19 protein-coding genes are annotated in these 22,254 nt (G+C 67.3%); 13 read left to right on the forward strand and 6 right to left on the reverse strand.

The window, feature by feature from the left end; translation table 11 throughout:
- The first annotated feature begins 374 nt into the window (after nucleotides 1-374).
- The 6 genes from JL37_RS04950 (at nucleotide 375) to purU (ending at nucleotide 5,737) form a co-directional block, all read left to right on the forward strand.
- Nucleotides 375-1,583: an MFS transporter gene (locus JL37_RS04950; protein ID WP_156124225.1), complete on the forward strand. Its 1,209-nt coding sequence runs from the start codon at nucleotides 375-377 to the stop codon at nucleotides 1,581-1,583.
- A gap of 8 nt (nucleotides 1,584-1,591) precedes the next feature.
- The gene (locus JL37_RS04955) at nucleotides 1,592-2,245 is read left to right on the forward strand and encodes a gamma-glutamylcyclotransferase (protein ID WP_197064575.1); all 654 of its coding nucleotides are present in this window, start codon (nucleotides 1,592-1,594) and stop codon (nucleotides 2,243-2,245) included.
- A gap of 114 nt (nucleotides 2,246-2,359) precedes the next feature.
- Complete coding sequence (pdxH, locus tag JL37_RS04960) at nucleotides 2,360-2,989, forward strand: pyridoxamine 5'-phosphate oxidase (RefSeq protein ID WP_043542446.1); 630 nt, start codon at nucleotides 2,360-2,362, stop codon at nucleotides 2,987-2,989.
- A gap of 39 nt (nucleotides 2,990-3,028) precedes the next feature.
- Nucleotides 3,029-3,553 carry a flavin reductase family protein gene (locus JL37_RS04965; RefSeq protein WP_043542447.1) on the forward strand — a complete coding sequence of 175 codons (525 nt, stop codon included), beginning with the start codon at nucleotides 3,029-3,031 and terminating at the stop codon, nucleotides 3,551-3,553.
- On the forward strand, nucleotides 3,550-4,662 hold the full coding sequence (locus JL37_RS04970) for an NAD(P)/FAD-dependent oxidoreductase (RefSeq protein ID WP_043542449.1): 1,113 nt from the start codon (nucleotides 3,550-3,552) through the stop codon (nucleotides 4,660-4,662). The genes JL37_RS04965 and JL37_RS04970 overlap by 4 nt, the downstream gene beginning before the upstream one ends.
- A 220-nt stretch (nucleotides 4,663-4,882) precedes the next feature.
- On the forward strand, nucleotides 4,883-5,737 hold the full coding sequence (gene purU / locus JL37_RS04975) for a formyltetrahydrofolate deformylase (RefSeq protein ID WP_043542450.1): 855 nt from the start codon (nucleotides 4,883-4,885) through the stop codon (nucleotides 5,735-5,737).
- 21 nt (nucleotides 5,738-5,758) lie between these two features.
- On the opposite strand, the gene JL37_RS04980 is transcribed toward purU, so the two are convergent.
- Entirely contained in the window at nucleotides 5,759-7,432 is a 1,674-nt protein-coding gene (locus JL37_RS04980; protein WP_043542451.1) for a SulP family inorganic anion transporter, read from the reverse strand.
- 189 nt (nucleotides 7,433-7,621) lie between these two features.
- Nucleotides 7,622-8,524: a LysR family transcriptional regulator gene (locus tag JL37_RS04985; protein WP_043542453.1), complete on the reverse strand. Its 903-nt coding sequence runs from the start codon at nucleotides 8,522-8,524 to the stop codon at nucleotides 7,622-7,624.
- A gap of 124 nt (nucleotides 8,525-8,648) precedes the next feature.
- On the opposite strand from JL37_RS04985, the gene JL37_RS04990 reads away from it, so the two are divergent.
- From JL37_RS04990 to JL37_RS05000, 3 genes are read left to right on the forward strand one after another with little or no spacing between them, the layout of a single operon-like run.
- Nucleotides 8,649-10,349 carry an acyl-CoA dehydrogenase family protein gene (locus JL37_RS04990; RefSeq protein WP_043542454.1) on the forward strand — a complete coding sequence of 567 codons (1,701 nt, stop codon included), beginning with the start codon at nucleotides 8,649-8,651 and terminating at the stop codon, nucleotides 10,347-10,349.
- A 48-nt stretch (nucleotides 10,350-10,397) separates the two neighbouring features.
- On the forward strand, nucleotides 10,398-11,378 hold the full coding sequence (locus tag JL37_RS04995) for a tripartite tricarboxylate transporter substrate binding protein (RefSeq protein WP_043542455.1): 981 nt from the start codon (nucleotides 10,398-10,400) through the stop codon (nucleotides 11,376-11,378).
- Between the two features lie 11 nt (nucleotides 11,379-11,389).
- Nucleotides 11,390-12,496, forward strand: a complete 1,107-nt coding sequence (locus JL37_RS05000) for a CaiB/BaiF CoA-transferase family protein (RefSeq protein WP_043542456.1) — start codon at nucleotides 11,390-11,392, stop codon at nucleotides 12,494-12,496.
- Nucleotides 12,497-12,786: 290 nt separating this feature from the next.
- Here JL37_RS05000 and ggt read toward each other — a convergent pair whose 3' ends face one another.
- On the reverse strand, nucleotides 12,787-14,544 hold the full coding sequence (gene ggt, locus JL37_RS05005) for a gamma-glutamyltransferase (RefSeq protein WP_043542457.1): 1,758 nt from the start codon (nucleotides 14,542-14,544) through the stop codon (nucleotides 12,787-12,789).
- A gap of 109 nt (nucleotides 14,545-14,653) precedes the next feature.
- Between ggt and JL37_RS05010 the strand changes: the two genes are divergently transcribed.
- Nucleotides 14,654-15,559, forward strand: a complete 906-nt coding sequence (locus tag JL37_RS05010; protein ID WP_043542458.1) for a LysR family transcriptional regulator — start codon at nucleotides 14,654-14,656, stop codon at nucleotides 15,557-15,559.
- Between the two features lie 85 nt (nucleotides 15,560-15,644).
- On the opposite strand, the gene JL37_RS05015 is transcribed toward JL37_RS05010, so the two are convergent.
- Complete coding sequence (locus JL37_RS05015) at nucleotides 15,645-16,637, reverse strand: tripartite tricarboxylate transporter substrate binding protein BugE (protein ID WP_043542459.1); 993 nt, start codon at nucleotides 16,635-16,637, stop codon at nucleotides 15,645-15,647.
- A gap of 241 nt (nucleotides 16,638-16,878) precedes the next feature.
- On the opposite strand from JL37_RS05015, the gene JL37_RS05020 reads away from it, so the two are divergent.
- The gene (locus JL37_RS05020; protein ID WP_043542634.1) at nucleotides 16,879-17,772 is read left to right on the forward strand and encodes an AEC family transporter; all 894 of its coding nucleotides are present in this window, start codon (nucleotides 16,879-16,881) and stop codon (nucleotides 17,770-17,772) included.
- A 274-nt stretch (nucleotides 17,773-18,046) separates the two neighbouring features.
- Here the strand turns inward: JL37_RS05020 and fumC are convergent, their stop codons facing one another.
- Nucleotides 18,047-19,432, reverse strand: a complete 1,386-nt coding sequence (fumC, locus tag JL37_RS05025; protein WP_043542460.1) for a class II fumarate hydratase — start codon at nucleotides 19,430-19,432, stop codon at nucleotides 18,047-18,049.
- A gap of 163 nt (nucleotides 19,433-19,595) precedes the next feature.
- Here fumC and tsaE point away from each other — a divergent pair, with 163 nt between their 5' ends.
- Nucleotides 19,596-20,135 carry a tRNA (adenosine(37)-N6)-threonylcarbamoyltransferase complex ATPase subunit type 1 TsaE gene (gene tsaE / locus JL37_RS29920; RefSeq protein ID WP_081954977.1) on the forward strand — a complete coding sequence of 180 codons (540 nt, stop codon included), beginning with the start codon at nucleotides 19,596-19,598 and terminating at the stop codon, nucleotides 20,133-20,135.
- Nucleotides 20,063-21,448 (forward strand): N-acetylmuramoyl-L-alanine amidase, encoded by a 1,386-nt coding sequence (locus JL37_RS05030; protein ID WP_043542461.1) that lies wholly within the window; start codon nucleotides 20,063-20,065, stop codon nucleotides 21,446-21,448. The genes tsaE and JL37_RS05030 overlap by 73 nt, the downstream gene beginning before the upstream one ends.
- 103 nt (nucleotides 21,449-21,551) lie before the next feature.
- On the opposite strand, the gene JL37_RS05035 is transcribed toward JL37_RS05030, so the two are convergent.
- Nucleotides 21,552-22,193 carry a VTT domain-containing protein gene (locus JL37_RS05035; RefSeq protein WP_081954978.1) on the reverse strand — a complete coding sequence of 214 codons (642 nt, stop codon included), beginning with the start codon at nucleotides 22,191-22,193 and terminating at the stop codon, nucleotides 21,552-21,554.
- Between the last annotated feature and the right edge of the window lie 61 nt (nucleotides 22,194-22,254).

The raw sequence follows: 22,254 nt of genomic DNA on the forward strand, positions 1-22,254 counted from the left end.
GCCGGTATTGCGAATTGCGGACGGAACCAGGACAGCCTGCCCGCGATGCCTGCACATCCTAAACGCGGGGCCCGGCCAAACCATGGTCAATCTATGGCAAAACAGTGAAAAACCGTAAAGCGCCGCCGCTGCCAGGGATCCTGCCGATTGTTCCGTTGCGAGAACGATACAACGCTTTGGCCCGGGCCGGCGCCGCTTCCGCGCGGCCAGAAGCGCCGAACATGCCGCCATCTTGCGCCATAAGCATGCGAGTTCGACCCTAGATGGCCTTTATCGTGTAACGGACGATTGGCGCCAATTGCGGCACTGCAAAACACGCCCGCCTCGACATTGGGCGACGATATGGACAGAATGAATGCAGTTAAGCCGTATCCGTGTCTACCTCCCATAGATCCCCCTCCTCGCCGTCCAGTTCCCCGGAATTTTCCGGGGCGGTGCTGCTGTGCCTCCTGGCCATGATGAATCACGTGGCGCTGACGGGGGGACGCATCACCGTCTCGCTGACCGCACTGCAAATGGGGCTGTCGACCTTCAAGGTGGGCACTTTGGTTGCGGTATTCGCCGTGTTGCCCATGCTTTTCTCGGTGCGCGCGGGCCGCTGGGTCGACCGGGTCGGCATCGTGCGGCCGCTGGTCATCGGCACTACATTGGTCGCGTTCGGCACCCTATTGCCCTTTATCTTCCAGACCCAGCTGGCGCTGCTCATCGCATCCTGCTGCATCGGCATCGGCTTCATGCTGCACCAGGTCGCCACCCAGGACATGCTGGGCCACGCCGAGCCCACGCAGCGGCTGCGCAACTTCTCCTTCATGTCGCTGGCCCTGGCGGGGTCGGGCTTTTCCGGGCCGCTGATCGCCGGCCTGGCGATCGACCACCTGGGCACCCGCCTGGCCTTCGGCCTGCTCACGCTGGGCCCCTTGCTGTCGGCGGGCGGGCTTTACGTGCTGCGTCACCAATTGAAGGCGGCGGATTCGCTGCTGTCCGGGGCAAAAGAGGCCGAACGGCGGCGCGTTACCGAATTGCTTGCCGTGCCCGCGCTGCGCCGCATCCTGATGGTGAACACCATTCTGTCCGGCGCCTGGGACACCCATTTGTTCGTCGTGCCCATCTTCGGCGTGGCCATCGGGCTGTCGGCCACCACGATCGGCGTGATTCTTGCGTCCTTCGCGGCGGCAACGTTCGTCATCCGCCTGGTTCTCCCGCTGATCCAGCGCCGGGTGCGGTCCTGGACGCTAGTGCGGGTCGCCATGGCGACGGCGGCCATCGACTTCATGTTTTACCCGCTGTTCACCGACGTTACCGTGCTGATCGTGCTGTCTTTCATCCTGGGGCTGGCCCTGGGATGCTGCCAGCCCAGCATGCTGTCCCTGCTGCACCAGCATTCGCCTCCGGGGCGCGCCGCCGAGGCCGTAGGCCTGCGTATGGCCCTCATCAACGGCTCCCAGGTCTCGTTGCCGTTGACCTTCGGCGCGCTCGGTGCGGTAATTGGCGTTGCCCCCCTTTTCTGGGCCTATTCCCTGGCCTTGATGGCCGGGGGCTGGGCCAACCGCAATCCCCCGATCGAATCTGACCGCAAACCGTAGTCGTGAACATCCCGTCTTCCCCTCCCGCCGGCATTCCCGGCTCCAGCCTGCCGTTTCGCCTCTGGACGCCCGAAGAACGGCAGGGCTCCTTGGACGAGGCCTTGCGCCACTGGCAATCGGGCGAGGATGTATGGGTGTACGGATACGGTTCGCTGATCTGGCGCCCTGATTTCGACTTCATGGAGCGCCGGCTCGCCACCCTGCGCGGCCATCACCGGGCGCTGTGCCTGTGGTCGCGGGTGAACCGGGGCACCCCGGAATGCCCGGGCCTGGTGTTCGGCCTGGACCGGGGCGGTTCGTGCCGCGGCGTGGTGTACCGGTTGGCCGGCCACCAGGTGCCCAATTACTTCCCCGCGCTCTGGGAGCGCGAAATGTCCACGGGCGCCTACCTGCCGCGCTGGCTCAACTGCACGACCGAGGCCGGCACCGTCCGGGCGCTGGTCTTCATCATGAACCGGGACAATCCCGCCTATATCCGCGCCCTGCCCGAGCCCGAGCTGCTGGAGATCGTGCGCCGCGCCGCCGGCCGCTACGGGCCCTGCACCGATTATGTGGTGCAGACCGCCCAGGCGCTGCGCGCCGCCGGCATCCATGATGCCCGGCTGGACGCCATCGCCCGGCGGCTGGAGCAGGATGGGCGCCCCCTGCCGGAAGGCGCGTGAGGCGCCCGCCCCGGATTCCGGGGCTTGCTTGCCGGAGACCTGAGCGGGGTCAATAGAGGGACGGCGGTCCAGGCGGTATAAACTCCCTGTTATCAACGCTGAATCCTTACGCCCATGTCCGTCTCCGATCTGCGTCAAAGTTACGAGAAGAACGTCCTGCTCGAAAGCCAGGCCTCGGCTTCGCCGTTCGCGCAATTCACCCTCTGGTTCGACGAGGCCCTGGCTTCCAAGGTGCCCGAGCCCAACGCCATGACCCTGGCCACGGTGGACGCCAGCGGCCAGCCCAGCGCGCGCATCGTCCTGGTCAAGGGCTTCGACGAGCGCGGCTTCACGTTCTTCACCAACTACGAGTCCCGCAAGGGCCTGGACCTGCAGGCCGAGCCGCGCGCCTGCCTGCTGTTTTTCTGGCAGCCGCTGGAACGCCAGGTCCGGATCGAGGGCGTGGTGGAAAAAGTGGCCACCGAGGAATCGGATGCCTACTACCGCAGCCGCCCCGCCGGTTCGCGCATCGGCGCCTGGGCTTCGCGCCAGAGCCAGCCCATCACCCGTGAAGAACTGGAAGCCCGCGAACGGGAATTCCGCGAGCGTTTCGGCGAAGAGCCGCCGCGTCCGCCGCACTGGGGCGGTTACCGCCTGAAGCCCACCGCATTCGAATTCTGGCAAGGCCGGCCCTCGCGCCTGCACGACCGCCTGCGCTACGTCGCGGAAGGCGCGGCCTGGAAGATCGAACGTCTGTCGCCTTGATGCCGGGCGCGTCGCGCGCCCGCCCCAATCCACGATTGCATGACCGCCTCCTCCCCTGATTTTGACGCTGTTTTTTTCCGCACCGCGCTGGGCCGCTACGCCACGGGCGTGACCGTCGTGACGACGGCCGGCCTCGATGGTGCCCCCATCGGGCTGACGGTGAGTTCCTTCAACTCCGTCTCGCTGAACCCGCCGCTGGTGCTGTGGAGCCTGTCCCGGAACTCGTCCTCGCTGGCCGCCTTCGAGCAGTGCGAGCGCTACGTCGTCAACGTGCTGGGCGCCGAACAGATCGCGCTGGCGCGCCGCTTCGCCACCGGCAAGACCCCCGATCGCTACGCCGGCCTGCCCGTGCACCACGCCCCGGGCGGCACACCCATGCTGGACGGCCACTGCGCAGCCTGGTTCGAATGCCACAACCGCAGCCGCTACGTGGAGGGCGACCACGTCATCATGGTGGGCGAGGTGGAGCGTTGCGGCCATAGCGCCGAACCGCCCCTGGTTTTCCATGCCGGCGGCTTCGACCTGACTCCCGCCGGCGATCGCTCGGCCAGGAAGACGCCATGAGCGCGGACGTCGATTGCGTCGTCATCGGCGCGGGCGTGGTGGGCCTGGCGATCGCGCGCGCGCTAGCCCAGTCGGGGCGGGAAGTGCTGGTGGCAGAAGCCACCGAGGCCATCGGCACCGGAACCAGCTCGCGCAACTCTGAAGTCATACACGCGGGTATCTACTATCCCGCTGGCAGCCTCAAGGCCCGGCTGTGCGTGCGCGGCAAGCACCTGCTCTACGCCTATTGCGCGGAGCGCGGCGTGCCGCACAAGCGCCTGGGCAAGCTCATCGTGGCCACCAACGCCGAGCAGGCCGCGCAACTCGAAAGCATCGCGCAGCGCGCCCGAGCCAATGGCGTCGACGATCTGCAATTCCTGTCGGGCGAAGACGCCATGCGCCTGGAACCGGCGCTGCAATGCACCGCCGCCCTGTCCTCGCCGTCCACGGGCATCGTGGACAGCCATGCGCTGATGCTGTCGTTCCAGGGCGACGCCGAGAACGCGGGCGCCCAATGCGTCTTCCACACGCCGCTGGTGTCCGGCCGCGTGCGGCCGGAAGGCGGCTTTGAACTGCAGTTCGGCGGCGACGAAGCCATGAGCCTGAGCTGCAACGTGCTCATCAATTCGGCCGGCCTGCAGGCGCCGGCGCTGGCTCGCCGCATCGACGGCGTGCCGCCGGCCAGCATCCCTACCGACTACCTCTGCAAGGGCAGCTATTTCACGCTGTCCGGCCGCGCCCCGTTTTCGCGCCTGATCTACCCCGTGCCGCAGCATGCCGGCCTGGGCGTGCACCTGACGCTGGACATGGGCGGGCAAGCCAAGTTCGGCCCCGACACGGAATGGGTAGGCACCGAGGACTACACGCTGGATCCGGCCCGCGCCGACGTGTTCTACGCCGCGGTCCGCAGCTATTGGCCGGCCCTGCCCGACGACGCCCTGGCACCCGGCTACACGGGCATCCGGCCGAAGATATCCGGCCCGCACGAACCCGCCGCCGATTTCGCCATCCTCGGGCCGGCCGCGCACGGCGTGCCCGGCCTGGTGAATCTCTTCGGCATCGAGTCGCCCGGCCTGACTTCGAGCCTCGCCCTGGCCGAAGAGGCCCTGGCCCGTCTACTGTATGGTTAGCCCCCACGCCGCGCACGCTGCGCGTGCTTGCTGCCCCCCGAGGGGGCTGCCCTCCCTTGGGGCGGCCCGGCGGGAGGGCTTGGATGAGTGCCCCCACGCCGCGCACGCTACGCGTGCTTGCTGCCCCCCGAGGGGGCTGCCCTCCCTTGGGGCGGCCCGGCGGGAGGGCTAACATTCTTACCGCCTTCTGGTTTTATTTTTCCTCTTTCTTTCCTGAGCCATGCAGCACAACGACTACATCCTGACCCTGTCCTGCCCCGACCGCACGGGCATCGTGTACCGCGTCAGCGGCCTGTTGTTCGAATTGGGCTGCAACATCCTGGATTCGCAGCAGTTCGGCGACGAGGAAACCGGGCGCTTCTTCCTGCGGGTGCACTTCGACGCGCCTGGCGGCGTGTCCGCCAGCGACCTGCGCGCCCGCCTGGCCGCCATGTCCGACGAGTACGGAATGGAGCTGAAGCTGCACGACGCCCGCCGCAAGGAACGCCTGCTCATCATGGTCAGCAAGCAGGGACACTGCCTGAACGACCTGTTGTTCCGCGTGCACAGCGGCCACCTGCACGCCGAAGTGGCCGCCATCGTGTCGAACCACAACGACTACGCCAGCCTGGCGGCGTCCTACGGCATCCCTTTCCACCACCTGCCTGTCACCGCCGACACCAAGGCGGAACAGGAACGCCAGGTGCTGGCCCTGGTCGAGCAGGAAAACATCGACCTGGTGGTGCTGGCCCGCTACATGCAGATCCTGTCCGAGGACATGTGCCGCGCCCTGAACGGCCGCGCCATCAATATCCACCACAGCTTCCTGCCCAGCTTCAAGGGCGCCCGCCCCTATCACCAGGCGCACGCGCGCGGGGTCAAGATCATCGGCGCCACCGCCCACTACGTGACCTCGGACCTGGACGAAGGCCCGATCATCGACCAGGACATCGAGCGCGTGGACCACACGATGACCGCCCAGGACCTGACCCAGGTCGGCAGCGACATCGAATCCCTGGTGCTCTCGCGCGCCGTGCGCAGCCACGTCGAACACCGCATCCTGCTGAACCGCAACAAGACGGTGGTCTTCCGCTAGCCGGCTGGCGGCGGCTGCCCCCTACGCGCCGCCGTCCGCCCGGGCGAGCGCCACGGCAGCCGCCGTGGCGCTCGCCACGTCGGGCTGCAGATGGCCCTGCAGGCGCTTGTACAAGCCGATGCGGCGCGCAATGTCCTGCGGCTGGCCCATCAGCCCGGAAACGATCAACCGAACCTGACGCGCGTCGCATGCATCGCTCAGCCCTTCGAGCGCCTCGGCCCCCGTCGAATCCACGTAGATCACGTTCTTCAGGTCCAGCACCAGCGCCCGCTCGGGCAGATGGTCCTCAAGCGACTCCACCAGCTTGGTCGCGCCGAAGAAGACCGTGCCGTACAGGCGCCAGACCGCCACCTTACCCTCCACCCCGGCCAGCAGGGGCTGCTCGGCCGCCGTGATCCGTTCCGCGCGCGACAGGCTGGAAATGCGGTAGATGAAGGTGATGCAGGCGGCGAAGATGCCGAATTCCACCGCGATCGTCAGATCGAAGATCACCGTCAGCAGGAACACCGACACCAGCGTGACGCGGTAAGGAAGCCGATAGGTCCTGAGCCGCGCGAACTCGCGCCATTCGCCCATGTTCCAGGCCACGTACATCAGGATGGCCGCCAGGGTGGCCAGCGGAATGGAGGCCGCAAGCGGCGCGGCCGCCAAGATCACCAGCAGCAGCACCAAGGCATGCACCATGCCCGAGACCGGGCTGGTGGCTCCGCTTTTCACGTTCGTTACCGTGCGCGCGATGGTGCCGGTGGCAGGCATGCCGCCGAAGAACGGCGTGACGAAGTTGGCGACGCCCTGCGCCATCAATTCCTGGTTGGGATCATGCCGGTCGCCGATCATGCCGTCGGCCACGCGCGCGCACAGCAGCGACTCGATGGCGCCCAGCACCGCCAGCGTGATGGTGGGCATGAGCAGAAAGCGGGCCGATTCCCAGCTGAACGCCGGCAGCGTGAAATCGGGCAGCGCCGCCGGTATGCCGCCGAAGCGGCTGCCGATGGTCTCGACCGGCAGGCCGAACATGGCTACGGCCGCCGTGGCCAGCGCCAGCGCCACAATGGAGCCCGGCACCCGCGTCAGCCGCGCGGCCCGGCGTCCGCCCCACTTCGGCAGCCAGCGCTGCCAGCCGACGATCACCAGCAGCGACACCAGCGCCACGCCGGCGGCCCATGGATTGATCGTGGACAGGTGGCCGCCCAGCGCCCCCAGGATGCCGAAGAAATCGCCCGGCATCTCGGGAATCGAAAGCCCCAGGAAATCCTTGACCTGCGAAAGCGCGATCAGCACCGCGATGCCGTTGGTGAAGCCGATGATGACCGCCACCGGAATGAAGCGCACCAGCGTCCCCAGCCTGAGCAGCCCCATCACGAACAGCAGCACGCCCGACAGCGCGGTGGCGATGATCAGGTTGGCCACGCCGTACTGCTGGACAATGTCGTAGACGATGACGATGAACGCGCCCGCCGGCCCGCCGATCTGCACCCGGCTGCCGCCGAGCAAGGCAATCAGGAAGCCCGCGATGATGGAGGTGAAAAGGCCCGCCTCCGGCTTGAGGCCCGAACCGATGGCGAAGGCCATGGCCAGGGGCAGCGCCACCACGGCCACCGTGAGGCCTGCGCCCAGGTCCTGCAGGAAACGGCTGCGGTCGTAGCCCCGCAGCGCCACGAAGAGACGCGGATGAAAAGAAAAGGGAATGTCCACAATCGACTCCGGAGAAGTGAAACTGAAACGCCCTCGTATGGGGTTCAGTTCTTCGCCGGAGGGCCGCAATGACGCAGCCGGGTGATGAAACGCTTGCGGCGTGTCAGCGGCAGGATCGGTCGATAGGACATGGCCGGATCAGTGTACTCCCGCAGGACGGCTCTGGCGCTGCCTGTTTGCAGGCCGGGCCTAGGGAGTTTCCGGGCCGGCCCCGTAATGGCGCGCCACCAGCTCCACGGCCTTCTCCTGCAACGGCGTGCGCCCGGCGCCGGGCCAGATCGCCTGGCTGACCGAGCGCGCCGCATGCTCGAATTCAATGAAGCGCGTGCCGGCCAGGCCGCTGCTCGACAGGCAGGCCGGCACGATGGACACGCCCAGCCCTTGCGACACCAGCGAGGCGACGCTCAGCCAGTGCCTCACCTCGTGCCGGATGACGGGCATGAAGCCGGCCGACACGCACATGGCCAGCACCGTCTCGTAATAGCTCGGCGAAGCCGCCCTGGCAAAGAACACGAAATCGTCCCCCGCCAGATCGGCCAGCCTCAGCGATGCGCGGCCTGCCAGCGGATGCGCTTGCGGCAGGCACACCATGAAGGGTTCGGCCACGAGGTCGCGCGCCTCCACCCCTTTCGGCAGGGGATTGGCGTGGATGAAGCCCAGATCCTGCTCGCCGCGCCGCACCGCCTCGATCTGATCGTGCGAATTCAGTTCGGTCAGCACGTGCTCCACGTCGGGCAGCTCGGTCCGCATCGCATTCAGCAGCGCCGGCAGGCCGCGGTACAGCATGGAGCCCACGAAGCCGATGCGCAGCCTGCCTCGCAGGCCGGCGTCCACGCGCTGCACCAGCGTGCGCACTTCTTCCGCCTGGCGCAGCAGCGTCAAGGCCTCGCGGTACAGCACCTGCCCGGCGTCGGTCAGTTCCACGTGCCGGCTGCTGCGGTTCAGCAGCCGGGCGCCCACGCTGTCCTCCAACTGCCGGATGGCGTAGCTGAGCGGCGGCTGGGAAATATGGAGCCGGACGGCGGCCCGGCTGAAATGGCGCTCTTCGGCCACGGCGATGAAATACCGCAGCAGGCGCGGGTCCAGGTCCATGTCGGTCTCCTTCCCGCTCTTATCTATACTTTTTTTGGATTGTTCTACACAAAAACAGTATTTGTATAGATTAATCGATTTGCGCACCATCAAGGCATCTTTTCGTTTTGCACTGGATGCCGCCATGGATGCCCCCGTCAAGACCGTCACGCCCGCCGCCACGCCCGTACCCGATTCGCGTGGCCTGAACCTGTTCCGCGCGGACCCCTATGCCGCGGCGCTCAGCCAGCGTTACCTGCCCCCGGCGCTGCACGCCCATCTGCTGCCCCACCTGGAACGATTGGGCGAACTGGCTGGCGGCGCCATGGACGAACTGGCCTCCACGGCGGACAAGCACCCGCCCACGCTCTCGGTGCGCAACCGCGCCGGCACGGATGAATCGCGCATCGACAAGCATCCGGCCTACGTCGAACTCGAACGCCTGGCCTATAGCGAGTTCGGCCTGGCCGCGCTATCGCACCGCGGCGGCGTGCTGGGCTGGCCAGAACCTATGCCCGCCGCCGCCAAGTACGCCCTCAGCCATCTGTTCGTGCAGGCGGAGTTCGGTCTGTGCTGCCCGGTCAGCATGACGGACTCGCTGGCGCGCACGCTGCGCAAGTTCGGCGCCCCAGAGCTGGTGGAGCGGGTCCTGCCCCAGGTGACGTCCCAGGATTTCGACACGCTGCGCCAGGGCGCCATGTTCATGACGGAACAAGGCGCGGGTTCGGACGTCAGCGCCACCGAGGTCACGGCCGAGCTCCAGGACGACGGCACCTGGCGCCTCCACGGCGATAAATGGTTCTGCTCGAACCCGGACGCGGGCTACGCCATGGTGCTGGCGCGCAGCGAACCGCAGCCCGGGCTGAAAGGCGTGTCGCTCTTCCTGCTGCCGCGCGACCTGCCCAACGGAGCCCACAACCACTACCGCATCCTGCGCCTGAAAGACAAGCTGGGCACGCGCTCGATGGCCAGCGGCGAAATCCGCCTGGAAGGCGCGGTGGCCTGGCTGGTGGGCGAGCGCGGCCGCGGCTTCAAGCAGATGGCCGACATGATCAACAACTCGCGCCTGTCCAACGGCATGCGCGCCGCCGGCCTGATGCGCCGGGCCGTCACCGAGGCGGTCTATTTCTCTCAGCACCGCCGCGCTTTCGGCAAGCGCCTGATCGACATGCCGCTGATGCAGCGCCAGCTGGTCAAGATGACCGTCTGGGCCGAGCAGGCGCGCAGCGTGATGTTCCAGACGGCGCGGGCCCTGGCCGATGCCGACCAGGGCCACGGATCTCCCGCCCTGGCCCGCATCCTCACGCCTCTCATCAAATTCCGCGCCTGCCGCGACGCCCGCAAAGTCACCGGCGACGCGATGGAAGTGCGCGGGGGCTGCGGCTACATCGAGGAATGGACCGAGCCGCGCCTGGTGCGCGATGCGCACCTGGGTTCCATCTGGGAAGGCACCAGCAACATCGTGGCGCTGGACGTGCTGCGCGCGATCACCAAGGAGCAATCGCTGCCGGCGCTGCGCAGCCATATCGACCGCCTGCTGGCCGACGGCGCTCCCTGCCGCCCCGAGCTCGCCCCGCTGCAGGCGCGCGCGCTGGAGCAGACCTATGCGCTCGCCGAGCACGCCGCGGCAGGCAACCATGCCGAACTGGCCCGCCAGGCGGCGTCGCTGCTGTACCACGCGGTGTCCCTGGCCGCCCTGCGCTGGGAAGCCGCCGCGCCCGGGCTGGAAAGCCGGGCGCAGCTGGCCGACCAGGTGCTGCTGCATCGCCTGGGGCCGCGCGATCCCTACGCCATCCCGCCCGACGAAAGCGCGGCTTGCCGGGCCATCCTGCAATACGCGCTGTAAACCGACGCCGGCGGCACAGCCGGCGCGCATCCACCACTGGAGACAAGCATGAACCGCTACCTCGCCCCCTTGCTGCTGGCCGCCGCCGCGGCCATCCCCGCAGCGCCCGCCCTGGCCGCCGACGCCTATCCCTCGGAGCGCCCGGTCACCCTGGTCGTGCCCTTCCCGCCCGGAGGTCCCACCGACGCCCTGGCCCGCAGGCTGGCCGACAAGCTCAGGCAGCCGCTGAACCAGAACGTGATCGTCGAAAACCGCAGCGGCGCGGGCGGCAACATCGGTTCGGAGTACGTGGCCAATGCCAAGCCCGATGGCTACACCATCCTGTTCGGCACCTCGGGGCCGCTGGCGATCAACGTCAGCCTGTACAAAAAGCAGGGCTACGACCCCCAGACCAGCTTCGCTCCCATCATCCGGATCGGCCACCTGCCCAATATCCTGGTGGTGAATCCGTCCGTGCCCGCCAAGAACATGCAGGAGCTCATCGCCTACGCCAAGAAGAATCCGGACGCGCTCAGCTATGCCTCGTCCGGCAACGGCGCGTCTTCGCACCTGGCCGGCATTCTCTTCAACCGCATGGCCGGCACGCAGATCATGCACATTCCCTACAAGGGCACCGGCCCCGCCCTGAACGACCTGCTGGGCGGGCAGGTATCCATGTCGTTCACCGACATCCTCACCGCGCTGCCCTACGTCAAGGCAGGCAAGCTGCGCGCGATCGGCCTGGCCAGCGCCCAGCGCTCCGATGCCCTGCCGGACCTGCCCACGCTGTCGGAGCAAGGGCTCAAGGGCTATGACGTCAGCGTGTTCTTCGGCATCGTCGCGCCCAAGAACACGCCGGCGCCGGTCGTGGACACCCTGAACCGGGCGTTCCAGAGCGCCCTGTCCGATCCCGACGTGGCCCAGACGCTGCGCAGCCAGGGCATTGTCGAGGCGCAGGACAAGACGCCCCAGGGCCTGTCTTCGTTCATCTCCGCCGAAGTTCCCAAATGGCGCGACGTCATCGCCAGCGCCCACGTTTCCATCGACTGAACGGATCCCGCATGGCTTCAACCCTACCCAATGCCGGCGCCCTGGCCGGCTGCAAGGTGATCGACCTGTCCCGCGTGCTGGGCGGCCCCTATTGCACGCAGATCCTGGCCGACCACGGCGCCGACGTGCTCAAGATCGAGCCGCCCGGCGGCGACGAAACGCGGGGCTGGGGCCCGCCCTTCCTGGGCGACACCGCGTCCTACTTCATCGGCGTGAACCGCAACAAGGAGGGCATGACGCTGGACCTGTCCCAGGAGGCCGGCCAGGAGCTGCTGCGCCGCCTGCTGGCCGACGCCGACGTGCTGGTCGAGAACTTCAAGCCGGGCACGCTCGAGAAATGGGGGCTGGGCTACGACACCCTGACCCAGGAGTTCCCCGCGCTGATCCATTGCCGGGTCAGCGGCTTCGGATCCGACGGGCCGCTGGGCGGCCTGCCCGGCTACGACGCCTGCGCCCAGGCCATGTGCGGCCTCATGAGCGTGAACGGCGATGCAGAGGGAGAAGCCACCCGCGTCGGCCTGCCCGTGGTGGACATGGTGACGGGCCTGAACGCGGCGGTAGCCATCCTGCTGGCGCTGAACGAGCGCGGCCGCAGCGGCCTGGGCCAGTTCCTCGACATCACGCTGTACGACTGCGCCCTGTCGCTGCTGCACCCGCATGCGCCGAACTATTTCTACAGCGGCAAGGTTCCCTCGCGCAGCGGCAACGCGCACCCGAACATCGCCCCCTACGAAACGCTGCCCACGGCCACCGGCCCGATCTTCCTGGCGGTGGGCAACAACCGGCAATTCGCGCAGCTGGCGCAGGCGCTGGAAGCGCCGGCGCTGGCCGAGGACCCGCGCTATGCCGCCAACGCGGACCGCCTGCGCAACCGCCAGGCACTGCGCGACGACCTGTCCGCGCTGCTGGCCGGACACGACGCGGCAGCGCTGGCCGACCGCCTGCTGCGCAGCGGCGTGCCCGCGGCCGCCGTGCTGACGGTGGACCAGGCGCTGGCGCATCCGCATACGCGGCATCGCGGCATGGTGCTGGAGCAAGGCGACTACCGCGGCGTGGGTTCCCCCATCAAGCTCTCGCGCACCCCCGCCACGCTGCGCAAGCTGCCACCGGGGCTGTAGGATGGGTGCAGCGCGCGAGTTCTAAAAAAAGACCCCAAGTATCCAACGCGCGCAACCCATCGGGCGGCGCGAGCCGCCGTTTTTCGTGGCAAGCGCAAATCCCAGCCTGCACCAGCCGATGAATCTCGCGCGTTGAGCGTCGGCCTTCTACCCATCGACCGGCGCGAGCCGCCGTTTTTCGTGGCAAGCGCGAATGCCGGCTTGCGCCGGCCGATGGGTTTCGCGCGTTGAGCGTCGGCGTTCTCGGTTAAGAACTCCCGTGCTACACCCATCCCACCGGGCATTTCGGATCAGCCGCCCAGCGCCAGGCCTTCGCGGCGCGGGTCCACGCCGCCCTGCAGCCCATCCGGGCCGATCACGATGCCATGGATGCCGCTGGGAAATTCGGTAATGCGCACGGGATGCCCCATTCGCTCCAGCGCGGGCGCCAAGGCCTCCAGCGGCGTTCCCTTCTCGAGTTCGGTGTCCTTGTTGCGGCTGCCCATATTGGGCAGGGCGATGGCGGCCTGGATGTCCAGGCCCCAATCCAGCACGCCCACCAATGTCTTGGCCACATAGTTGATGATGGCGCTGCCGCCGGGCGAACCCACCAGCAGATAGGGCTTGCCGTCGCGCAGCACGATCATCGGCGCCATCGCGCTGCGCGGACGTTTGCCGGGCTCGATCCGGTTGGCCACCAGCCGGCCCTCGGGATCGCGGTACGACGAGGAAAAATCCGTCATCTCGTTGTTCAGCAGGAAACCGCGCACGAAGATCTTGCTGCCGAATTCGCTTTCGATGGTGGTCGTCATGCTCAGCGCATTGCCCTGGGCATCCACCGCAACCAGGTGGCTGGTGGACGGCAGCTCGAGCGCATTGTCTTTGCCCAGCGACAGGAGCTTGCCTTCCGGATCGCCGGGCAGCGCCACCTTCATGCTCCGGTCCGGCCGGATCAGGGCGCCGCGCGCGCGCAGGTAGGCCGGGTTCAGCAAGGCGCTCACCGGCACCGGCACGTAGGCCGGATCGGCCACGTAGAAGTCGCGATCGGCGAACGCCAGCCTCCCCGCCTCGGAGAAATAATGCACGGCCTCGACGCTGCCCGGCGCGTAGCGGCCGATGGGGTATTGCTCCAGCTCGCCCAGCATCTGCAACACCGCGATGGGGCCGCTGCTGGGCGGGCCCATGCCGCACAGCCGGTAGCCGCGGTAGTCGCCGCAGATGGGCGGCCGCTTCCTGGCGCGATACGCCGCCAGGTCGGCCAGGCTCAGGTCTCCCGGCACGGCGTGCCCATGCACGGCGGCCACGATATCTTGGGCGATCTCGCCCTGGTAGAACGCATCCGCGCCCTGCTCGGCCAGCGCGCGCAGCGTGCGCGCGAAATCCGGGTTCTTCAGCACGTGGCCCACCGGCCACGCCGTGCCGTCCGGCGCGTAGAAATAGACCGCAGCCGCCCGCTGCGCGGGCAGCGCCTTGTTGCCGGCCAGCAACTTGTGCAGGCGCGGCGATACGGCGAAACCCTGTTCGGCCAGCCGGATTGCGGGCTGGAACAGCTCGGCCCAGGGCAGCACGCCGTGCTCCTTGTGCGCCAATTCCAGTCCGCGCAGCAGGCCGGGCACAGCCACCGACATGCCGTTGTTGACGGCTTGCGCGAAAGGCAGGGGCTTGCCCTGGGCGTCCAGGAAGCGGTCCTCGCGGGCCGCCGCGGGCGCGGTCTCGCGGCTATCGTAGGTTTGCATGCGGCCGCTGCCGGCCGAATACAGCACCATGAACGCGCCGCCGCCGATGCCGGAGGATTGCGGCTCCACCAGGTTCAGCACCAGCTGGGTCGCGATGGCCGCGTCCACGACGCTGCCGCCCCGGCGCAGCATCTCATCGCCAGCCTGCGTCGCGAGCGGATTGGCCGACACCATCATGAAATGCGATGTGCGCGCCAGCTGCCGGGCCTGCGTGCCGCTGGCGGCCTCCGGATTGAGGTCCTCGGCCGCCTGTGGCGTGCGCGCCCAGGCGGCGGGCATGGCAGCCATGGCTGCGGCAAGCAGGATCGCGGCGGCGTGACTGGGTGCGCGCATGTGGAACTCCGAGGTGCGCCGGCATTCCGGCAGGCGTCCATCATATCAACGCGCCCGCTTGCGCTTCCGGCATAGAATCCGGGTTTCCGTCCATTGCCTCCGTCGTGCCATGCGCCTGCGCCACATCGAGATTTTCGAAGCGATCCGCCGTACTGGATCCCTGACCGAAGCCGCGGCCGCGCTGCACATCTCGCAGCCCGCCGCCAGCAAGCTGCTGGCGCACGCCGAGGCCCAACTGGGTTTCAAACTGTTCGAGCGCGTGAAGGGCCGGCTGGTCGCCACCCGCGAAGCCGAAATCCTCACCCCCGAAGTCGCGCGCCTGAACCAGGACCTGAACAGCGTGCGCAGGCTGGCGGCCAGCCTGCGCGACCGGCCCAACGGGCACCTGCGGCTGGGCTGCGCCCCCGCGCTGGGCCTGGGGCTGCTGCCGGGCGTGGTGCGCGACAGCCGCGACGCGCAGCCCGGCATTACTTTCGACATCCACACGCATCACAGCGCCGAACTGGTGCAGGGCCTGCTGACGCGCGAACTGGACCTGGCCATCACATTCGACACGAACGACTATCCGGGCCTCACCCGCATGGGCCTGGGCCACACGGAACTGGTGCACCTGAGCCGCAAGCCCGGTTCAGGCCCGCTCAGGCTGCCGGAGGTGTCGGCCATGGCGGGCGGCACGCTGATCGTGCTGGATGCCGGCGATGCCTCCGGCGCCCTGCTGCAGATGGCGCTGGACGCGCAGGGCCTGGATCCCCAGGTCGCCATCCAGGTGCAGACCCACTACGTGGCCTGCGCGCTGGTCGAGGCGGGCTGCGGCGACGCCATCGTGGATGCGATCACGGCCCAGGCGATGCTGCGTCCCGGCATGAACCTGCGCCGCCTGGAACCGGCGCTGCGCGTGCCCATCAGCATCATGGTGCGCAACCAGGATCCCCTCTCCGCCCTGCACCGCGATCTGATCGAGCGGCTGAAGGCCGGCTGCGAAGCGCGCCAGGCGGCGCTTGACGGCCCTGCCTGAAGGCCCGGTCTCGACACAAAAAAAACGGGCGCCCGAAGGCGCCCGTTCGCTAGCCCAGGGCGGGCCCGGCCCACCCCATGCGGCATCAGTCCAGCTTGATGTTCTGCTTCTTCACGACGTCCTTCGCCCAGTCGTACTGTTCCTTGATTTCCTTGGCGAATTCCTCAGGCGTGTTGCCCGACGGAGCCGAGCCCTGGTCGTCCAGCGCCTTGATGACCTTCGGGTCCTTCAGGGCCACCACGGCTGCGTCGCGCAGCTTGTTCACGACTTCCATGGGCGTGCCCTTCGGGGCCAGCAGACCGTACCAGACCGGCTGGTTCAGCACGGGGAAGCCGGCGTCCTTGAATGTGGGAACGTCCTTGATGGACGCGATCCGGTCCGGCCACGCGATGGCCATGGCGCGCAGCTTGCCCGCCTGGATCTGCGGCATCGACGACGGCAGGTTGTCGAAGATGATTTCGATCTGGCCGCCGACGGCGTCGGCCACGGCCGGACCCGAGCCCTTGTACGGCACGTGCACGATGTCCGTGCCGGTGGCCATCTTGAAGGATTCGCCCATCAGGTGCAGCACGCCGCAAGTGCCCGAGCTGCCGTAGGAGTACTTGCCCGGATTCTTCTTCAGCTCTTCCAGGAAGCCCTTGAAGTCCTTGGCGGGAAACTTCGGATTCACGGCCACGACGTTGGCGGTGTTGGCGAAGTTGGTGACCGGCTGGAAATCCTTGATCGGATCGTAGGGCAGGTCATTGGGACGGCAAGCAGGGTTCACGGCCATCGTCGACACGGTGGCGATGGACAGGGTGTAGCCGTCGGCATCGGCGCGCGCGGCTTCGGACGCGCCGATGGCGCCGCCCGCGCCGCCCTTGTTTTCCACAACCATGGGCTGGCCCAGTTCCTGGCTCATGCGCTGCGTCACGAGGCGCGCGATGATGTCGGTGGAACCGCCAGGCGCGAACGGAACGATGACGCGGATGGCCTTGCTCGGATACTTGTCGGCGGCGTGCGCGACGGAGGCGCCGAGGGTACCGGCAGCGCCGGCAGCCAGGGCGATGGCGACGGCCAGGGAGCGGACTTTGTTCATAGAAGTGTTTCCTCCAATATTGCGGGCCCGCATGTAAACAGCCCGTATGTGATGTGCCCGCCTGTGGACGGGTCAGCAATTGATAATGGCGGGGCGCTGCTTGGGTACGGGTCGAATCGCACCGCGTTTGTAGGTTGCTTGTGGCACACGCGGCCGCCAGAATGACGGAGAATAGCAGCAAATGCTTACAGTCGCATAGCGCGCCGATTCCCGGTTGACGCCCATCAATTCGTACTCGCCAATGTCGGTTGCACTCCTGGTTTTCCCTGATTTTCTGCTGGTCGCGCTGGGTTGGGCGCTGCGTCACAAACTGGGTTTCTCCCGGGAGTTTTTCGCCGGCACCGAGCGGCTGGTCTACTTCGTCCTTTTCCCCGCCCTGTTGTTCCAGGCCATCATCCGAACTCCGATCACGGCCGGGAACGCGGCCATGCTGCTCCAGGCCACGGCGGCCGTCGTCGGCTCGGGCGTGGCGCTGTCCTGGCTGGCCGGCCTGGTGCTGCGGCCCTCTTCTCTGGGCCTGGCCTCGTCCGCGCAATGCGGCTACCGCTTCAATACCTACATCGGCCTGGCGCTGTCCGCCAGCCTCGGCGGCACGCAGGGCCAGACGGTCATGGCCCTGATCGTCGGCTTCGCGGTGCCGATGGCCAACCTGGCGGCAGTCTATGGGCTGGCCCGGCACAGCGGCGGCAATCTGTTCCGCGAACTGGCCCGCAACCCGCTCCTGATCTCGACCCTGCTGGGCCTGGCCTGCAATCTGGCCGGCCTGCAACTGCCCGGCCCCGTGGACACGGTGCTGGCCCGCCTGGGCGCGGCGGCGATCGCGCTGGGCATCATCTGCGTGGGGGCCAGCCTGTCCTGGGAAGGCGGCAAGGGCTATGGCGCTTTGATCGCGTGGATGCTGGCGGTAAAGCTCGTGGCGCTGCCCACCGTCGCCTGGCTGGTGGCGGGCCTGCTGGGGCTGCCTCCGCTCGAGGCGCGGATGCTCCTGCTGTTTGCCGCCCTGCCCACGGCTTCCGCGGCCTATGTGCTGGCGATGCGCATGGGCGGCGACGGCCGCATGGTGGCGGTGCTGATATCCCTGGGCACGCTGTTTTCCGCGCTATCGATCCCGCTGTGGCTGATGCTGGCCGGCTGAGCGGGGCCCATATCAAACAGACAAGGCCGAGCGCGAGATAGTGTAAGTATCTGACATCAAGCCGGGCATTGGGACCGTACAAGTGCCTGACACCCGGGACCGTACAAGTGTCTGACACCCGTACGAGACGCTGGCTCAAGCTGAAGCCAGCGCTCCCGGGTGTCTGACACCAAGCCAGGCAGCAGGACCATGCAAGTGCCTGACACCAGATCCGCCCCCCAGGCCGCCAGCCCCCTTCTCAGGGGCTAGCCAGGGAGTACGGCGGGCGGACCCACTATTTATTGGTCATCGAAGCCGGCACCACCCACTCGGCGAACTGGGCTTCGGTCAGGTAGCCCAGCGCCAGCGCCGACTCTTTCAACGACAGGCCTTCCTTGTGGGCCTTCTTCGCGATCTGCGCGGCCTTGTCGTAGCCGATGTGGGGGTTCAGCGCCGTGACCAGCATCAGCGAACGGTCCACCAGTTCGGCGATACGCTCGCGATTGGGCTCGATGCCCGCGGCGCAATGCTTGTCGAAGCTGGCCATGCCGTCGGTCAGCAGCCGCACGGACTGCAGGAAATTGTGGATCACCAGCGGCTTGTACACGTTCAGCTCGAAATTGCCGCTGGCCCCGCCGATGTTGATCGCCACGTCGTTGCCCAGCACCTGCGCGGCCAGCATCGTGATGGCTTCGCATTGCGTCGGGTTGACCTTGCCTGGCATGATCGAGCTGCCCGGCTCGTTCTCGGGAATGCTGATCTCGCCCAGGCCCGAACGCGGGCCGCTGGACAGCCAGCGCACGTCGTTGGCGATCTTCATCAGACCCGCCGCCAGCGACTTCAGCGCTCCGTGCGCGAACAGCAGCGCTTCGTGCGAAGCCAGCGCCTGGAACTTGTTGGGCGCCGACACGAAGGCCGTGCCGGTGGCGTGCGCCAGTTCCGCCGCCACCTTGACGCTGAATTGCGGATGCGCGTTCAGGCCGGTGCCCACCGCGGTGCCGCCGATGGCCAGCTGGTGCAGGCCGGCCAGGGTGGCGCGGATCTGCTGCTCCGCCAGATCCAGTTGGGCGACATAGCCGGAGAGCTCCTGGCCCAGGGTCAGCGGGGTCGCGTCCTGCAGGTGCGTGCGGCCGATCTTGACGATGTCGTAGAACTCCGCGCTCTTGGCGGCCAGCGTGGCGCGCAGCGCCTTCAGCGCGGGCAGCAGATGGTGCTCGACCTGCACCGCGGCCGCCACGTGCATAGCCGTCGGGAAGGTGTCGTTGGACGACTGCCCGCGGTTCACGTGATCGTTCGGGTGGACCTTGCGCTCTTCGCCGCGCACGCCGCCCAGCAGCTCGGAGGCGCGGTTGGCCAGCACCTCGTTCATGTTCATGTTGCTTTGCGTCCCCGAACCGGTCTGCCAGACCGACAGCGGGAACTCGCCGGGCCATTTGCCCGCAATCACTTCGTCGGCGGCGCGGACGATGCCATCGGCGATCTTGGGATCCAGCTCTCCCAGGTCGGCATTGACCTTGGCCGCCGCCCGCTTCAGGCGTGCCATCGCCTCGACCAGGGGCGCCGGCATCTTTTCGGTGGAAATCGCGAAGAAATGCAGCGAACGCTGCGTCTGCGCGCCCCAAAGATGGTCTTCGGGCACTTCAATCGGGCCAAACGTGTCTTTTTCGATGCGGGTCTTCATGGCGCGTGCAACTCCGTGGCGACGTCGATGGCGGCCGGCGGCTGGGCGCCGGCCACGGTAATGTTGAGAATGAAAATCACTACTAGATTAGCAGAAACCCGCATTCCTATAATTGCGCGTACATCCGTGTTTCCTCCACTGTTTTTACCACTCGCCCAGCGCCATGTCCGCCCCTCTTTGCAGCCTGACCTTGCACCTGCCCGACGAAACCGCCACGGAAGCGCTGGCGCGGCAGCTCGCCCCCCTGGTTTCCGGCCGGCAAACGGGGCTGGCGGGCGGCTGCATCCACCTCCAGGGGGACCTCGGCGCAGGGAAAACAGCCTTCACCCGGGCGCTGTTGCGCGAATGCGGCATCACCGGGCGAATCAAAAGTCCAAGCTACGCGCTGCTTGAATCCTATAAAGTTTCTAACTTATACTTCTATCACCTTGATTTTTATAGATTTAGTGATTCGCGCGAATGGTTGGACGCAGGATTCCGGGATTTACTGCGTGACGACGCAGTCGTTTTGATCGAATGGCCGGAGCGGGCAGAGGGCCTTTTGCCCCCGCCTGACCTGCTGGTTTCCCTCGCCTACGCAGGCGAAGGACGCGACGCCACCCTGACCGCGTACACCGCTCGAGGACAAACATGGTTGAACGCGATTGTCCCCCCGCCCTCAGCGGCGCCCTCCCCTCGGCAGGCGCCACCCGGCGTCGCCTGATCAGCGTCGCAGCCACCCTGCTCGTCCTGCCGGTCCTGCCGCGCCTGGCCCAGGCGGCTACGATCCTGGCCGTGCGCACTTGGCCTGCCGATGAATACACCCGGGTTACGCTCGAACTCGACAGCGAACTCAAGGCCGAACAGTTCACGCTGGAAAACCCTCACCGCCTCGTGGTGGATATTGAGGGACTGACCATCAGCGCCGCGCTGAACGACCTGGTTTCCAAGGTCCGTCCCGACGACCCTTATATCCAGAGCCTGCGCGTGGCGCAGAACCGTCCGAATGTCGTGCGCCTGGTGTTCGACCTGAAGCAGCCCGTGGCGCCGCAGGTGTTCACGCTCAAGCCCGTGGCCGATTACCAGTACCGGCTGGTGCTGGACCTGTACCCGAAAATCGCCCAGGACCCGCTGATCGCCATCCTGAACAAGCAAAGCGGTCCCGACGTGGACGATCCGCTGGCGCGCATCCTGGAAGACATCCAGCGCAACCCGGTGACCCGCGCCGACCCGCCCGAGCCGCCCCGCGTCCGGGGCCAGCAGCCCGCCGCGCCCCTGCCGTCCACGCCCAAGCCACCTCCCGCCACCGCCAGCCGCGGCAAGCCGCGCATGCTGACCATCGCGCTGGACCCGGGCCACGGCGGCGAGGATCCAGGCGCCATCGGCAGCAGCGGCCTGCGCGAGAAAGACGTGGTGCTGCGCATCGCCCGGCGCCTGAAGGCGCTGATCGACAGCCAGCCCTACATGCGCGCCTACCTCACGCGCGACGACGACTATTTCGTGCCTCTGCACGTGCGCGTGCAGAAGGCCCGCCGCGTGCGCGCAGACCTGTTCATCTCCATCCACGCCGACGCCTGGATCAAGCCCTCGGCCAACGGGTCCTCGGTGTTCGCGCTGTCCCAGCGCGGCGCCACCAGCACCCAGGCGCGCTGGATGGCCGACAAGGAAAACGCGGCCGACCTGATCGGCGGCGTCAACCTGGGCAGCCACGACCGCCAGGTGGCGAAGGTGCTGCTGGACCTGTCCACCACCGCGCAGATCAACGATTCGCTGAAGGTCGGCAGCGCCTTCCTGGACGAAATCAAGAAGATCAACCGCCTGCACAAGAACAGCGTCGAGCAGGCCGGCTTCGCCGTGCTGAAGGCGCCCGACATTCCGTCGGTGCTGGTCGAAACCGCCTTTATCAGCAATCCTCAGGAAGAGGCCCTGCTGCGCAGCAGCTCGCACCAGGACAAGCTGGCGCAGGCCATGATGACGGGCATCCAGCGCTACTTCACCGCCAATCCGCCGCTCGCGCGGCTGGGCGACGTGAGCTGAGGCCGTTTCGTCGACGGCCGGCCCCGGCGATAAAAAAAGGCGATGCGCGGAAGATGCGCATCGCCTTTTTTCCTTTGCCGTCGCGCCGTGGCGCGGACCTCGCTCAACGAGCGCCGCGGCGCGCCTTGAAGAGCTTGAACAGCCCCGCCCCGATCACCGGCACGATCGCCGCGGCCAGGCCCAGCAAGACGATGGTGTTCAGGTGTTCCCGCACCAGCGGGATATTGCCGAAGAAATAGCCCGCGGCCACCAGGCTGATCACCCACAGGAGCGCGCCCATGATGTTGAACAGCTGGAAGCGGGCCAGCGGCATGTCGGCCACGCCCGCCACGAACGGCGCGAATGTCCGGATGACCGGAATGAAGCGCGACATCACGATCGTCTTGCCCCCATGCTTTTCATAGAACGCGTGCGTGCGCATCAAGGCGCCGCGGTCGAGAAAGCGCAGATTCATCGAGAACACGCGGGGCCCGATATAGCGTCCCACGGCATAGTTCACGGTATTGCCGGTGATCGCCGCGATGATCAGCAGGGCCGCCATCAGGAACGGATCGATATGGCCTGTCGCGCCGAAGGCGCCGGCGATGAACAGCAGCGAATCGCCCGGCAGGAAGGGCAGGATGATCAGCCCCGTCTCGGCAAAGACAATCAGGAACAGCACCAGGTACACCCATACGCCATACTGTTCGACCCAGACGCCGAGCGTCTGGTCGATGTGGAGCACCATGTTGAAGAATTCGAGCATCGAAGCAATCCTGCGGTCGGAACGGAATAAGTCTCAGCGACTATAGCCCACCCGCCCATGA

It is taken from the genome of Achromobacter sp. RTa (genome assembly GCF_000757485.1).
GTDB lineage: Bacteria > Pseudomonadota > Gammaproteobacteria > Burkholderiales > Burkholderiaceae_B > Achromobacter.

Bases quoted from the DNA above. Each gene is read 5' to 3' on its own strand.
- pdxH (WP_043542446.1), top strand. From the start codon at position 2,360: ATGTCCGTCTCCGATCTGCGTCAAAGTTACGAGAAGAACGTCCTGCTC.
- JL37_RS04965 (WP_043542447.1), top strand. From the start codon at position 3,029: ATGACCGCCTCCTCCCCTGATTTTGACGCTGTTTTTTTCCGCACCGCG.
- JL37_RS04970 (WP_043542449.1), top strand. From the start codon at position 3,550: ATGAGCGCGGACGTCGATTGCGTCGTCATCGGCGCGGGCGTGGTGGGC.
- purU (WP_043542450.1), top strand. From the start codon at position 4,883: ATGCAGCACAACGACTACATCCTGACCCTGTCCTGCCCCGACCGCACG.
- JL37_RS04985 (WP_043542453.1), bottom strand. From the start codon at position 8,524: ATGGACCTGGACCCGCGCCTGCTGCGGTATTTCATCGCCGTGGCCGAA.
- JL37_RS04990 (WP_043542454.1), top strand. From the start codon at position 8,649: ATGGATGCCCCCGTCAAGACCGTCACGCCCGCCGCCACGCCCGTACCC.
- JL37_RS04995 (WP_043542455.1), top strand. From the start codon at position 10,398: ATGAACCGCTACCTCGCCCCCTTGCTGCTGGCCGCCGCCGCGGCCATC.
- JL37_RS05000 (WP_043542456.1), top strand. From the start codon at position 11,390: ATGGCTTCAACCCTACCCAATGCCGGCGCCCTGGCCGGCTGCAAGGTG.
- ggt (WP_043542457.1), bottom strand. From the start codon at position 14,544: ATGCGCGCACCCAGTCACGCCGCCGCGATCCTGCTTGCCGCAGCCATG.
- JL37_RS05010 (WP_043542458.1), top strand. From the start codon at position 14,654: ATGCGCCTGCGCCACATCGAGATTTTCGAAGCGATCCGCCGTACTGGA.
- JL37_RS05015 (WP_043542459.1), bottom strand. From the start codon at position 16,637: ATGAACAAAGTCCGCTCCCTGGCCGTCGCCATCGCCCTGGCTGCCGGC.
- JL37_RS05020 (WP_043542634.1), top strand. From the start codon at position 16,879: ATGTCGGTTGCACTCCTGGTTTTCCCTGATTTTCTGCTGGTCGCGCTG.
- fumC (WP_043542460.1), bottom strand. From the start codon at position 19,432: ATGAAGACCCGCATCGAAAAAGACACGTTTGGCCCGATTGAAGTGCCC.
- tsaE (WP_081954977.1), top strand. From the start codon at position 19,596: ATGTCCGCCCCTCTTTGCAGCCTGACCTTGCACCTGCCCGACGAAACC.
- JL37_RS05030 (WP_043542461.1), top strand. From the start codon at position 20,063: ATGGTTGAACGCGATTGTCCCCCCGCCCTCAGCGGCGCCCTCCCCTCG.
- JL37_RS05035 (WP_081954978.1), bottom strand. From the start codon at position 22,193: ATGCTCGAATTCTTCAACATGGTGCTCCACATCGACCAGACGCTCGGC.